Here is a 12,326-nt window from a genome sequence, read left to right on the forward strand (position 1 = left end):
CGTATTGTGCTGTTTTTTTACGACGCAGCTTACAGGTATTCCACATTGATTACTTCATACTCAACTTCACCGCCCGGTGTCTGGATGACAACCACGTCGTCAACCTCTTTACCGATAAGGCCGCGGGCAATCGGGGAGTTCACTGACAGCAGGTTTGATTTGATATCAGCCTCATCATCACCCACGATGCGGTAAGTCTGCTCTTCATCCGTTGCGACGTTAAAAACGGTAACGGTCGCACCGAAAATAATCCGGCCATTGTTGGTCATTTTGGTGACATCAATCACCTGCGCATTGGAGAGCTTGGCTTCGATCTCCTGAATACGGCCTTCACAGAAACCCTGCTGCTCACGGGCGGCGTGATATTCTGCGTTTTCTTTCAGATCGCCGTGCTCGCGGGCTTCCGCGATATCAGCGATAATTTTCGGACGGCGCTCATTTTTGAGAAATTCTAATTCTTCACGCAGTTGGTCTGCGCCGCGTACCGTCATAGGGATTTGTTTCATTCTCTACCTCTGAATCATTCCTAAGTAATAGTCATATCATCCTGATTAAACGATAACAGTACCTTATGCGCCATGTGTGGCACACTACTATTAAGTAAAACCGTGTAAATCTGCGCTGATACGGCCATCGCACTGCGGATACTGTCAGCGCGGTTGACGCGTTATCCGCGCGGGCTGAACTGAGATCCTGTCCCGGTATTCTATCCCGGAGCGCAATGCGGGTCATCGTTTACTTTTACCGGTCCGTGGCTTTAGTATAACGGGCTCTCACCCCCGATTGTGATGGATAGGTCGCTCAATGAATGTTTTTACCCGGCTCGCATATGCGATGGGATTGTCAGTATTACTGGCTGCAGGTGCAGCAGCCACCCCGGTCGAACAATATACCCAATATCTGCCCGCCGGTACAAACCTGGCGATGATTGCACAGCGGGTGGGCGATTCTCAGCCAATCGTGGAATATCAGGGGCAGCAGATGGCGCTGCCCGCCAGTACCCAGAAAGTGGTGACGGCACTTGCCGCCCTGTTACAGCTGGGGCCGGATTTCCGTTTTACCACCAGTCTGGAAACCAAAGGACATGTTGAGGGCACTACCCTGAAAGGGGATTTAATCACCCGTTTTACCGGTGATCCGACCCTCACCCGCCAGCAGATCCGCAATATGGTCAATGAACTGCGTAAAGCCGGGGTACAGGCCATCGACGGTGATCTGGTGATCGATATCTCTGCCTTTGCCAGTCATGACAAAGCGCCGGGCTGGGTGTGGAATGATTTAACCCAGTGCTTCAGTGCTCCGCCGGGCGCTGCGATCATCGACCGTAACTGCTTTTCAGTGACGCTGTACCCGGGGGAAAAACCCGGCGATACCGCCTATATCCGCACCTCGGAGTATTATCCGGTCAATATGTTCAGTGAGGTCAGAACCCTCGAACGCGGCTCTGCCGAAGGGCGTTTCTGTGAGCTGGATGTGGTGCCGGGTGAACTGAACCGCTATACCATCACCGGCTGTATGAATCAGCGCAGCGAACCGCTGCCGCTGGCATTCGGTGTCCAGAACGGCGCAAGCTACGCCGGGGCGATCGTCAAAAATGAACTGATCCATGCAGGGATCACCCTGAGCGGCAATGTCCGCCGTCAGACCCACCCGGAACAGCCGGGCACCGTACTGATACAAACACAATCCGCTCCGCTGCATGCTCTGCTGACCAAAATGCTGAAAAAATCCGACAATATGATTGCCGATGAAGTTTTCCGCACCATCGGCCGCAGCTATTACGGCGTGCCGGGCACCTGGCGTTCCGGCCAGCAGGCCGTCCGTCAGGTACTGAAAGAGAAAGCCGGTATTGATATGGGCAATACCGTGATGGTGGATGGCTCCGGATTATCCCGTCACAACCTGATCACCCCGGCGACCATGATGGAAGTGCTGCAATTTATAGCCAAGCATGATGATCAGCTGCAATTTATCAAAATGCTGCCGCTCTCCGGCTATGACGGCACACTGCAATACCGCGGCGGTCTGACAGAAGCGGGCGTTAACGGTAAGCTCTCCGCCAAAACCGGTTCATTACAGGGCGTGTATAACCTGGCCGGATTCCTCACCACCGCCAGCGGACAGCGCATTGCGTTCGTCCAGTTTATTTCCGCTTATGCCGTCCCGCCTGCCGAGCAGCGCAGCCGCCGTGTGCCGCTGGTCCGCTTTGAAGGGCATTTGTATAAAGATTTATACCGTAATTACTGAGTTGCTGAAAAACTAACGGCAATAAAAAACCCGGCGTATTCACCGGGTTTTTCTTTGCTCAGGATTCTGACGATTATTTCTGCCAGATGAACTCGACACCTTCTTCGTCGTCTTCATCCCAGTCGTCGTCCCAGTCATCATCGTCTTCTGCCTGCTCAAGCTGTTCTTTGTGGTAATCGTCCCACATAAAGTCCACTTTCGCGTCCGCAGCCGGTACTTCGGCCACTGCTTCGCGGGCATGGGTGTTGAGGAATTCCATCAGATCCCAGCACAGTGCTTTCACGCCTTCGTGATTAACCGCAGAGATCATATAGAATTTATCTTCCCAGCCGAGTGCATCCGCGATCGCCTGAGAACGGGCTTTCGCTTCTTCAGGATCAATCAGATCGACTTTGTTGAAGACCAGCCAGCGCGGCTTCTCTGCCAGCTTCTCACTGTATTTTTCCAGTTCGCCGACAATGATCTTCGCATTTTCCACCGGATCACTTTCATCCACCGGGCAGATGTCGATCAGGTGCAGCAGCACGCGGCAGCGTTCCAGATGTTTCAGGAAACGGATCCCCAGACCGGCACCGTCAGATGCGCCTTCGATCAGTCCCGGGATATCCGCGACTACGAAGCTCTGTGAATTATCCATCCGCACCACACCCAGGCTCGGTACCAGTGTGGTGAACGGATAGTCCGCCACTTTTGGTTTTGCCGCAGAGACAGAACGGATAAAGGTGGATTTACCGGCATTCGGCATCCCCAGCATCCCGACGTCAGCCAGCAGCATCAGTTCCATCATGAGTTCGCGGGTTTCGCCCGGGGTACCCATGGTGCGCTGACGCGGTGCACGGTTAACGGATGATTTAAAGCGTGCGTTACCCAGGCCGTGAAATCCGCCCTTGGCAACCATGTGACGCTGTCCGTGCTGCAACATGTCCGCCAGTACCTCATTGGTGGTCATATCGCGCACACGGGTGCCTACAGGCACGTTAATCGTGATATCGTTGCCCCGTTTACCGGTACAGTCACGACTCTGGCCGTTTTGACCCCGCTCAGCGCGGAATGATTTTTCAAAACGGTAATCAATCAGGGTATTGAGGTTTTCATCGGCCTGGAGGTATACATCACCGCCATCGCCGCCGTCTCCGCCGTCTGGTCCGCCTTTCGGAATATATTTTTCGCGACGGAAGCTCACGCATCCGTTGCCGCCATCTCCTGCCACAACCAGGATTTTAGCTTCATCTACAAATTTCATTACTTTTCTCCGTAACGTTGCCGTGTCCGGACTACCGGTTCAGTATGACCCGGGATGACGTTTTACGCATATAAAAAGCCCTGCAAAAGGTTTGCAGGGCTTTCGGACTCGGTTAAGACGTGAAAAACTTATTCAGCTTCGATGCTGATGAATTTACGGCTTTTCGGGCCTTTAACTTCGAATTTGACTTTTCCGTCAGCTAACGCGAACAGAGTGTGGTCGCGACCGCAACCTACGTTGCTGCCTGCGTGGAATTTAGTACCACGCTGACGAACGATGATGCTGCCTGCTAATACAGCTTCACCACCGAAACGTTTTACACCCAGACGTTTTGCTTCAGAATCGCGACCGTTTCGAGTCGAGCCGCCAGCCTTTTTGTGTGCCATTGATCTGCTCTCCTATTAACTTAAGCGATACCGGTAATTTTAACATCAGTGAACCACTGACGGTGGCCCTGCTGTTTCCGGCTGTGTTTACGACGACGGAACTTAACGATTTTAATTTTATCGCCGCGACCGTGTGTAACCACTTCAGCTTTAATTTTAACACCTTCAACGACTGGAGCGCCGATCTTGATGTCTTCACCATTTGCAACCATCAGAACCTGGTCAAACTCAACAGTTTCACCTGTTGCGATGTCCAGCTTTTCCAAGCGAACGATTTGACCTTCGCTGACCCGGTGTTGTTTACCACCACTTTGGAAAACCGCGTACATATTAACTCCGCTTTCCGCACACCCCATAAAATTTGATTCTCAGAGTGCACTATAAAATTATTCACAATAGGGCGCGGATTTTACGCAAAAACGCTGCAAATGACAAGTGCTGAAAACGATCTAATGGTAAAAAAACGTCACTTTACAGATAGCCGTTTATTTGCAGCTTTTTTACAGTACAATCATAAAATATAAAAAAACGCTGCTATCATAAACCATTACCTTTGATCGGGATGTCAAAAACAAGGTTAAAGCAAGTCATATGAACTCAGAACAAATAATCGCGCTGACTGCGGATGATATGACCGCAGTCAATCAAAAGATTCAAAAACAGCTGACCTCGGACGTATCGCTTATCAACCAGCTGGGTTACTACATTATCAGCGGCGGCGGGAAACGGATCCGCCCGATGATCGCTGTGCTGACCGGCCGGGCTCTGGGCTATGACGGCGACAAACATATTCAGGTGGCGGCTCTGATCGAATTTATTCATACCGCCACCCTGCTGCACGACGATGTGGTGGATGAATCCGACATGCGCCGCGGCAAACAGACAGCCAACGAAGTGTTCGGCAATGCCGCCAGTGTGCTGGTCGGGGATTTTATCTACACACGATCCTTTCAGATGATGACGGATCTGGATTCCATGCGTGTGCTGAAACTGATGTCAGAAGCGACAAACGTGATCGCGGAAGGAGAAGTGCTGCAGCTGATGAACTGCAACGATCCGGATATCAGCGAAGCGGATTACATGCAGGTTATCTACAGCAAAACTGCCCGCCTGTTTGAGGCTGCCTCACAATCTGCGGCAATTCTGGCCGGTGCCACACCGGAACAGGAAAAGGCCCTTCAGGATTACGGCCGCTTTCTCGGTACCGCGTTTCAGCTGATCGATGATGTTCTGGATTATGATGCGGATAACGCGACACTCGGCAAAAATACCGGGGATGATCTCGACGAAGGCAAACCGACGCTCCCGCTGCTCCACGCCATGCACAACGGTAATGCGGAAGAATCCGCGCTGATCCGTCAGGCGATTGAACAGGGTAACGGACGTCACCTGCTGGAGCAGGTTCTTGCAACCATGAAGCGCTGCGGATCTCTGGCTTACACCTATGCCCGCGCCGAAGAAGAAGCGGACAAAGCTATCGCAGCCCTGTCCGCACTGCCGGACTCACAGTACAAAGATGCACTGGCCGGCCTGGCCCATATCGCAGTCCGCCGCTCAGCCTGATCATTGCATGAGAAAACGGGATCTTCACAGATCCCGTTTTTTTATTCCGGTTTTTCGTCCGGCTCCCGGCTGCCCGGAAGCTCCTGTGCATCAAGATGCTGGATCAGTTTAGCCAGCCCTTCCCGCAGAATGAACGTGACAATTTTCTCCCGTTCCTCTCTGGTCAGCTGATAATAGGCTTCCACCCAGATCAGAAACGCATCCTGCCGTTTCGCCTGATAGCTCGCGCTGTTATCACATGCATGCAGGATCGCCTGAACTTCATCCGGCAGACTATCGATACTGTATTCGACTGCTTTTCCCTGCACGCCGCGCTTGCGCCGCTGATGCCAGCCTTCCCGTCTCGCCATCAGGTTGACACCTTGAGGAGATGATGGCAAGCCCGCCAAACCAACCAATTCCTTCGCGGAATACCATTCTTTTTTCATCTTTTCTCCTGCAACCCATTTTCAGCAAAAAATCGGCAATTTCCGTGCTTAAACTGCGTGAATTTGCCGGGCACTTTCCTAAAAATGACAAATGCTTTAGCTACACTGAATTTTTCAACAGCTTCCGGATTCATTCCGATTTTCACGAGAATATTTTACAAATGCAAGGATAAAACATCATCTTTTTGTGAATAATCGGCATATTTTATTACAATAACGGTAAACACTGACTACAATGACCACCGGGCAGAAAATGAGATCCGACTCAGTGCTGCTGCTGGCGTATCACGCCTGATAACAGGTAAAAACCGCTTTTGTTTCATCAACAAACTCCTTATGTTAAGTAAGTAAATATGCTTACTTCATTCATTCCTTTGTGTTACCTGCCCATTTTCATTCTGTTTCTTAATTCTGTAACAGAGTTCAAAAAAGATATTTTTAAGAAAAAATTTAAGAAAATATTTAGAAAAATAATGGTATTTTATTTTCTTAATAACGAATTGGGTTCATCTTTAATGTGATGGCAACCCGTTATTTATACCACTAACACAACATTAATCTAAAATAAAAAGGACTCAATATATGGATTCCGGTAAATCTGACTGGCACCCTGCTGATATAATTGCATCGCTGAAGAAACGGGGGACAACCCTAGCCGCCTTGTCGCGCAGTGCGGGACTCAGCTCCTCAACGCTTGCTAACGCGCTTTCCCGGCCGTGGCCGAAGGGTGAATGGCTCATCGCAGACTTTCTCGCCGTCCATCCGTCAGAGATTTGGCCCAGCCGTTATTTTAATTCTATCACAGGTGAATTATTAGATAGGAAAATAAGAGTGAAGGTAACTAATTAATTTCAATATATACTTATAAAAACAATAAAACCGCTAATCGTAATTAGCGGTTTTATTTACGGCTCAAAAAAATAAATACAACTATTTAATAATTCAGCTGTTAATAAATTTCTCACCAAGCGCAATATCGGCCTTCAGCACATCCAGCATGCCGTTCAGTGCTTTCTCTTCATATGCACTGAGTGAGCCGATATCCAGACGCCTCTCAACACCGTTCTTGCCTAACACGACCGGCTGGGCGAAGAAACGGGCGTATTTGCCGTCACCTTCGGTATAAGTGCATTCCACCACATTGCTTTCACCCTGCATGGCGCGAACCAGTGACAGGCCGAAACGCGCGGCTGCCTGGCCCATAGAGAGCGTTGCGGACCCGCCGCCTGCTTTGGCTTCCACCACTTCAGTACCGGCGTTCTGGATGCGTTTGGTCAGGCTGTCGATTTCCGCGTCGCTGAAGCTGACACCCGGGATCTGAGACAGCAGCGGCAGAATGGTCACACCGGAGTGGCCGCCGATAACCGGCACTTCCAGCTCCTGTGGTTTCTTGCCTTTCAGTTCCGCCACAAAGGTGTTGGAACGGATAATGTCCAGCGTGGTCACGCCGAACAGGCGATTTTTGTCATACACACCGGCTTTTTTCAGCACTTCTGCCGCGATCGCCACTGTGGTGTTCACCGGGTTGGTGATAATGCCGATTAATGCTTTCGGACAGGTTTTGGCAATTTTTTCCACCAGATTGCGGACGATCCCCGCGTTAACATTAAACAGATCAGAACGATCCATGCCGGGTTTACGGGCCACACCGGCAGAAATCAGGACAATATCCGCGCCTTCTAATGCAGGGGTAGGATCCTCTCCCGCGAATCCGGTGATCCGGACATCGGTCGGAATATGGCTGAGATCTTTTGCCACACCCGGTGTGACCGGTGCGATATCATATAAAGTAAGATCTGAACCTGAAGGAAGCTGGGTTTTAAGAAGAAGGGCGAGAGCCTGACCAATACCACCTGCTGCTCCGAGAACTGCAACTTTCATCCTGAGACTCCTTAACTTGGGACGGTTAGCACGATTGCGCATCAGGCGCCAATCCGTGCATGAGGGCTGTGAATACAATATTTTAACAGACTGATTGCATATTCACGCATTTGAATCTGTTTGTCTATTGTTATCCATTCTAAACAAATCGCTTATCTGTTAATGAGATAAGGAACACTATTTTGACAATTATTTTACTTTAAGTGCACTTATAGTCATGCACGTTAATATACCGATGCGTAACTGATAACAACCTCATTTAATTAACAATATATTTACCTCCGGTGATAACCCGGTCAGAGTCATAAGCAATGTCAATTACGTGAGCTGATCACCAGTTTTGACCATTAATGCGGTTTCCCCCGGTCAGACCACAGGGTTTAATTTGCATAAAAATGCATTTTTCCGCATAATAATAAGGTTCGTATCCAAATTTGCAGGAAAGACTATGCGCGCACCTTCTAAACAGGAAGATCTGATCAAGGCGTTTAAGGCGCTGTTGAAAGAAGAGAAATTCAGCTCTCAGGGGGAGATCGTCACCGCCCTGCAGGAAGAGGGCTTTGAGAATATTAACCAGTCCAAGATTTCCAGGATGCTGACCAAGTTCGGTGCTGTCCGCACCCGTAACGCGAAAATGGAAATGGTTTACTGTCTGCCTGCGGAACTGGGTGTTCCGACAGCCACCAGCCCGTTAAAAAACCTGGTGCTGGATATTGATTACAATGATTCGGTTGTGGTTATCCGTACCAGCCCGGGAGCAGCACAGCTGATTGCCCGTCTGCTGGACTCCATCGGCAAATCCGAGGGCATTCTCGGCAGTATCGCCGGGGATGACACTATTTTCTCGACACCGGCCAAAGATTTCACCACAGAACAGCTTTACGAAGCGATTCTCGCCCTGTTCGAGCAGGAACTGTAATCCGCCGTTAATCATAAAAAAACCGCGTGGTACTGATGCACCGCGCGGTTTTTTATTCTTGCTCAGATTACTTCAGTTTTTCCAGCAGTTTATCGTGGATACCACCGAAGCTACCGTTGCTCATCACCAGGATATGATCCCCCGGCTGTGCATGTTCGGCCACCATATTGGTCAGCGCATCCAGGTCACCGCTCCAGTATGCCGGTTGTACACAACGCTCGGTAATTTCACTGACCAGCCACGGAATATTCGCCGGCTGGAAGATAAAGACTTCATCCGCACGACCCAGCGCAGGCGCGATATCGTCTTTGCTGATCCCCATTTTCATGGTGTTTGAACGCGGCTCCAGAACCACCAGGATGCGGGCTGTACCGCCGACTTTACTGCGCAGCGCCTGTAATGTGGCCAGAATCGCCGTCGGGTGATGCGCAAAGTCATCATAGACACTGATACCGTTCACCTCACCGCGCAGCTCAAGGCGGCGGCGGGCGTTGATAAATTTCCCCAGCGCACGGCAGGCTTCCGCGACCGGCACACCGACGTGATGTGCGGCAGCCACCGCCATCAGGGCGTTCTGCATATTATGCTCGCCCACCAGTCCCCAGGTCACGCGGCCGCTGATTTCACCGTCATAACGCACATCGAACTCACCGCAGTCATTGGTGACTTTCTCCGCCTGCCAGCGGGCGTTGTCGCCGGTGTACTCTTCCTCACTCCAGCAGCCCATACTGAGCACCTGTTTCAGATTGGCATCCTGCGCCGGGGCGATAATTTTGCCGTCACCCGGCACCACACGCACCAGATGATGGAACTGTTTTTCAATCGCAGCGAGGTTTTCAAAGATATCCGCGTGATCAAACTCGAGGTTGTTGAGCAGCAGTGTGCGCGGGCTGTAGTGAACAAATTTTGAGCGCTTATCAAAGAATGCACAGTCATATTCATCCGCTTCGATAACAAAGAACGGACTGTTACCCAGCGTGGCGGAAACATCAAAGTTCCCCGGGACACCGCCGATCAAAAAGCCCGGCTGATAGCCGCAGTCTTCCAGAATCCACGCCAGCATACCTGCAGTGGTGGTTTTGCCGTGAGTCCCGGCAACCGCCAGCACCCAGCGCTCCGGCAGTACATGGTCATGCAGCCACTGCGGCCCTGAAGTGTAAGGAATTCCCTGGTTCAGCACCGCCTCGACACACGGGTTTCCGCGTTTCATGGCATTGCCGATCACCACCATATCCGGGCGCGGCATCAGCTGAGCCGGGTCATAACCCTGAATCAGTTCGATCCCCTGCTCTGTCAGTAAATCACTCATCGGCGGGTAGACATTCTGATCCGAACCGGTCACTTTGTGCCCCTGTGCACGGGCCAGGATAGCCAGGCTGCCCATGAAGGTGCCGCAGATACCGAGAATATGAATATGCATTATTTTTTATCCAATAGCATGACGTTGGTCACTATTCTAACCATCTCTCAAAAGAACTGAAACGGATTAGCCTATCAATTATGATTTTCTTTGGCTAAACTTGCACCCGCGTTTACGGGCAACCGCTTTCGTAATACTTTTATTTCACCCACTTCAGGACGTACGTCATGAAAACATTAGGCGAATTTATCGTCGAAAAACAGCAGGACTTTTCTCACGCCACCGGAGAACTGACTGCACTCCTCTCCGCGATTAAGTTAGGCGCTAAGATTATTCACCGTGATATCAACAAAGCCGGGCTGGTTGATATCCTTGGTACTAATGGTATCTCAAACGTGCAGGGCGAAGTCCAGATGAAACTGGATCTCTATGCCAACGAGAAACTGAAAGCCGCGCTGAAAGCCCGTGGTGAAGTTGCCGGTATTGCCTCCGAAGAAGAAGACGACATTGTTGTTTTTGAGGGCGGCCGTGCGGAAAACGCCAAATATGTGGTTCTGATGGATCCGCTCGACGGCTCATCCAATATTGATGTGAATGTGTCAGTCGGTACTATTTTCTCTATTTATCACCGTATCACCCCGCTGGGCCAGCCGGTCACCGAAGCTGACTTCCTCCAGCCGGGTAACCGCCAGGTTGCTGCCGGTTATGTGGTTTACGGCTCTTCCACCATGCTGGTTTATACCACCGGTAACGGTGTTCACGCCTTCACCTATGACCCGTCTCTGGGTGTGTTCTGCCTGTGCCAGGCGGATATGAAATTCCCGGAAAACGGTAAAATGTATTCCATCAACGAAGGGAACTACATCCGTTTCCCTGTCGGCGTGAAAAAATACATCAAATACTGCCAGGAAGAAGATCCGGCAACTGACCGCCCGTACACCACCCGTTATATCGGCTCTCTGGTGGCGGATTTCCACCGCAACCTGCTCAAGGGCGGAATTTACATCTACCCGAGCACCGCAAGCCACCCGAACGGTAAACTGCGTCTGCTGTATGAGTGCAACCCGATGTCATTCCTCGCGGAACAGGCTGGCGGTAAAGCGAGTGACGGTAAGAACCGTATCCTCGATATCATTCCGGAAAAACTCCACCAGCGTTCACCGTACTTTGTCGGTACCCGCTCAATGGTAGAGAAAGCCGAAAGCTTTATGGCGGAATTCTCGGACGAAAACGGGAAGTAACCAACAGTAAGCGAAGGAAAAGGCGGTATACCACCGCCTTTTTTTCGTTATAATATCCGCCACGCTATTTGTTCTGAAGATTAAGGAATCCGTTCATGAGCCTGAATAATGTTCCGGCAGGTAAAGAGCTGCCAGAAGATATCTATGTTGTTATCGAAATCCCTGCCAACGCAGATCCGATTAAATACGAAGTTGATAAAGAATCCGGTGCACTGTTTGTTGACCGTTTCATGTCAACCGCTATGTTCTACCCGTGTAACTACGGTTACATCAACCACACCTTATCTCTGGATGGTGATCCGGTAGACGTGCTGGTTCCGACTCCGTATCCGTTACAGCCGGGTTCAGTGATCCGCTGCCGTCCTGTCGGCGTGCTGAAAATGACCGACGAATCCGGTGAAGATGCCAAACTGGTTGCGGTTCCGCACACCAAACTGAGCAAAGAATACGATCACATTAAAGATGTGAACGATCTGCCTGAGCTGCTGAAAGCTCAGATCACTCACTTCTTCGAGCACTACAAAGATCTCGAAAAAGGCAAATGGGTGAAAGTTGACGGCTGGGAAGATGCTGCTGCCGCCAAAGCTGAAATCATTGCTTCTTTCGAACGCGCTGCGAAAAAATAATCCGCAGTCCGTTTCAGAGACAAAAAAAACCGCTGTTTTCACAGCGGTTTTTTTATTCACAGGGAAATCATTCGCTTTCCGGGCCATCTGCCTCGTGCCGTTTCAGCCAGTCCCCGCAATTTATCTTCACCAGTCCGTCCACCGGACGCTGATATAAGTAAATCCAGGCACTGCCGTACGGCGTTGAAACCAATTCACGCCGGTAATCCTGACCATCTTTTTTTAATTCATCCAGCTCAGTCAGGATCGACGAGGAGATCCGGTACACTTCACATTCGATCGAACCGGTTCCCGGTACCACCGCAGGATAGTGTCCCAAATCATACAGGTCATAGCCTTCAAGCGTATATTCTCCCAGCAGGGCGGCATAGGTCATCCAATGATGGTTGCCCTGTTTCTGCCGCAAACTGCCATAAACGATCACTCGCATAT

General features: G+C 50.6%; 14 protein-coding genes. 6 read left to right on the forward strand and 8 right to left on the reverse strand.

Features of this window, described 5'->3' with window-relative positions; all coding sequences use genetic code 11:
- Nucleotides 1-29: 29 nt before the first annotated feature.
- A complete protein-coding gene (gene greA / locus X965_RS11845; RefSeq protein WP_015422313.1) occupies nt 30-506 on the reverse strand; it encodes a transcription elongation factor GreA in 477 nt (158 codons plus the stop codon).
- A gap of 328 nt (nt 507-834) precedes the next feature.
- Between greA and dacB the strand changes: the two genes are divergently transcribed.
- On the forward strand, nt 835-2,247 hold the full coding sequence (gene dacB / locus X965_RS11850; RefSeq protein ID WP_172794093.1) for a serine-type D-Ala-D-Ala carboxypeptidase: 1,413 nt from the start codon (nt 835-837) through the stop codon (nt 2,245-2,247).
- Nucleotides 2,248-2,320: 73 nt separating this feature from the next.
- Here the strand turns inward: dacB and cgtA are convergent, their stop codons facing one another.
- From cgtA to rplU, 3 genes are all read right to left on the reverse strand, one after another.
- On the reverse strand, nt 2,321-3,490 hold the full coding sequence (gene cgtA, locus X965_RS11855; RefSeq protein ID WP_004234535.1) for an Obg family GTPase CgtA: 1,170 nt from the start codon (nt 3,488-3,490) through the stop codon (nt 2,321-2,323).
- A 128-nt stretch (nt 3,491-3,618) separates the two neighbouring features.
- On the reverse strand, nt 3,619-3,876 hold the full coding sequence (gene rpmA, locus X965_RS11860) for a 50S ribosomal protein L27 (protein WP_036418201.1): 258 nt from the start codon (nt 3,874-3,876) through the stop codon (nt 3,619-3,621).
- Nucleotides 3,877-3,896: 20 nt separating this feature from the next.
- Complete coding sequence (gene rplU, locus X965_RS11865) at nt 3,897-4,205, reverse strand: 50S ribosomal protein L21 (RefSeq protein WP_004241383.1); 309 nt, start codon at nt 4,203-4,205, stop codon at nt 3,897-3,899.
- Between the two features lie 262 nt (nt 4,206-4,467).
- Between rplU and ispB the strand changes: the two genes are divergently transcribed.
- Nucleotides 4,468-5,439: an octaprenyl diphosphate synthase gene (gene ispB / locus X965_RS11870; protein WP_004234531.1), complete on the forward strand. Its 972-nt coding sequence runs from the start codon at nt 4,468-4,470 to the stop codon at nt 5,437-5,439.
- 41 nt (nt 5,440-5,480) lie between these two features.
- Here ispB and X965_RS11875 read toward each other — a convergent pair whose 3' ends face one another.
- Entirely contained in the window at nt 5,481-5,867 is a 387-nt protein-coding gene (locus tag X965_RS11875; protein WP_004241382.1) for a DNA-binding protein, read from the reverse strand.
- Between the two features lie 582 nt (nt 5,868-6,449).
- Here X965_RS11875 and X965_RS11880 point away from each other — a divergent pair.
- Nucleotides 6,450-6,716: a helix-turn-helix transcriptional regulator gene (locus tag X965_RS11880; RefSeq protein WP_015422314.1), complete on the forward strand. Its 267-nt coding sequence runs from the start codon at nt 6,450-6,452 to the stop codon at nt 6,714-6,716.
- 93 nt (nt 6,717-6,809) lie between these two features.
- Here X965_RS11880 and mdh read toward each other — a convergent pair whose 3' ends face one another.
- Nucleotides 6,810-7,748 carry a malate dehydrogenase gene (gene mdh, locus X965_RS11885; RefSeq protein WP_004234526.1) on the reverse strand — a complete coding sequence of 313 codons (939 nt, stop codon included), beginning with the start codon at nt 7,746-7,748 and terminating at the stop codon, nt 6,810-6,812.
- Between the two features lie 448 nt (nt 7,749-8,196).
- Between mdh and argR the strand changes: the two genes are divergently transcribed.
- Nucleotides 8,197-8,667 (forward strand): transcriptional regulator ArgR, encoded by a 471-nt coding sequence (argR, locus tag X965_RS11890; RefSeq protein ID WP_004234524.1) that lies wholly within the window; start codon nt 8,197-8,199, stop codon nt 8,665-8,667.
- Nucleotides 8,668-8,734: 67 nt separating this feature from the next.
- Here the strand turns inward: argR and mpl are convergent, their stop codons facing one another.
- Nucleotides 8,735-10,087, reverse strand: a complete 1,353-nt coding sequence (mpl, locus tag X965_RS11895; protein ID WP_004241380.1) for a UDP-N-acetylmuramate:L-alanyl-gamma-D-glutamyl-meso-diaminopimelate ligase — start codon at nt 10,085-10,087, stop codon at nt 8,735-8,737.
- A 167-nt stretch (nt 10,088-10,254) separates the two neighbouring features.
- Between mpl and fbp the strand changes: the two genes are divergently transcribed.
- Nucleotides 10,255-11,268, forward strand: a complete 1,014-nt coding sequence (gene fbp, locus X965_RS11900) for a class 1 fructose-bisphosphatase (protein ID WP_036418202.1) — start codon at nt 10,255-10,257, stop codon at nt 11,266-11,268.
- Nucleotides 11,269-11,363: 95 nt separating this feature from the next.
- Nucleotides 11,364-11,894, forward strand: coding sequence for an inorganic diphosphatase (gene ppa / locus X965_RS11905; RefSeq protein ID WP_004234518.1), 531 nt, complete (start codon nt 11,364-11,366; stop codon nt 11,892-11,894).
- 67 nt (nt 11,895-11,961) lie between these two features.
- Here the strand turns inward: ppa and X965_RS11910 are convergent, their stop codons facing one another.
- Nucleotides 11,962-12,324: a gamma-glutamylcyclotransferase gene (locus X965_RS11910; RefSeq protein WP_036418203.1), complete on the reverse strand. Its 363-nt coding sequence runs from the start codon at nt 12,322-12,324 to the stop codon at nt 11,962-11,964.
- Between the last annotated feature and the right edge of the window lie 2 nt (nt 12,325-12,326).

This window comes from Morganella sp. EGD-HP17 (assembly GCF_000512315.2).
In the GTDB taxonomy this organism is placed as follows: Bacteria; Pseudomonadota; Gammaproteobacteria; order Enterobacterales; family Enterobacteriaceae; genus Morganella; species Morganella morganii.

Excerpts from the sequence above, each read along its gene's own strand:
- X965_RS11910 (WP_036418203.1), bottom strand. The coding sequence starts at position 12,324 with ATGCGAGTGATCGTTTATGGCAGTTTGCGGCAGAAACAGGGCAACCAT.
- ppa (WP_004234518.1), top strand. The coding sequence starts at position 11,364 with ATGAGCCTGAATAATGTTCCGGCAGGTAAAGAGCTGCCAGAAGATATC.
- dacB (WP_172794093.1), top strand. The coding sequence starts at position 835 with ATGGGATTGTCAGTATTACTGGCTGCAGGTGCAGCAGCCACCCCGGTC.
- mpl (WP_004241380.1), bottom strand. The coding sequence starts at position 10,087 with ATGCATATTCATATTCTCGGTATCTGCGGCACCTTCATGGGCAGCCTG.
- fbp (WP_036418202.1), top strand. The coding sequence starts at position 10,255 with ATGAAAACATTAGGCGAATTTATCGTCGAAAAACAGCAGGACTTTTCT.
- X965_RS11875 (WP_004241382.1), bottom strand. The coding sequence starts at position 5,867 with ATGAAAAAAGAATGGTATTCCGCGAAGGAATTGGTTGGTTTGGCGGGC.
- cgtA (WP_004234535.1), bottom strand. The coding sequence starts at position 3,490 with ATGAAATTTGTAGATGAAGCTAAAATCCTGGTTGTGGCAGGAGATGGC.
- rpmA (WP_036418201.1), bottom strand. The coding sequence starts at position 3,876 with ATGGCACACAAAAAGGCTGGCGGCTCGACTCGAAACGGTCGCGATTCT.
- ispB (WP_004234531.1), top strand. The coding sequence starts at position 4,468 with ATGAACTCAGAACAAATAATCGCGCTGACTGCGGATGATATGACCGCA.
- rplU (WP_004241383.1), bottom strand. The coding sequence starts at position 4,205 with ATGTACGCGGTTTTCCAAAGTGGTGGTAAACAACACCGGGTCAGCGAA.
- X965_RS11880 (WP_015422314.1), top strand. The coding sequence starts at position 6,450 with ATGGATTCCGGTAAATCTGACTGGCACCCTGCTGATATAATTGCATCG.
- argR (WP_004234524.1), top strand. The coding sequence starts at position 8,197 with ATGCGCGCACCTTCTAAACAGGAAGATCTGATCAAGGCGTTTAAGGCG.
- mdh (WP_004234526.1), bottom strand. The coding sequence starts at position 7,748 with ATGAAAGTTGCAGTTCTCGGAGCAGCAGGTGGTATTGGTCAGGCTCTC.
- greA (WP_015422313.1), bottom strand. The coding sequence starts at position 506 with ATGAAACAAATCCCTATGACGGTACGCGGCGCAGACCAACTGCGTGAA.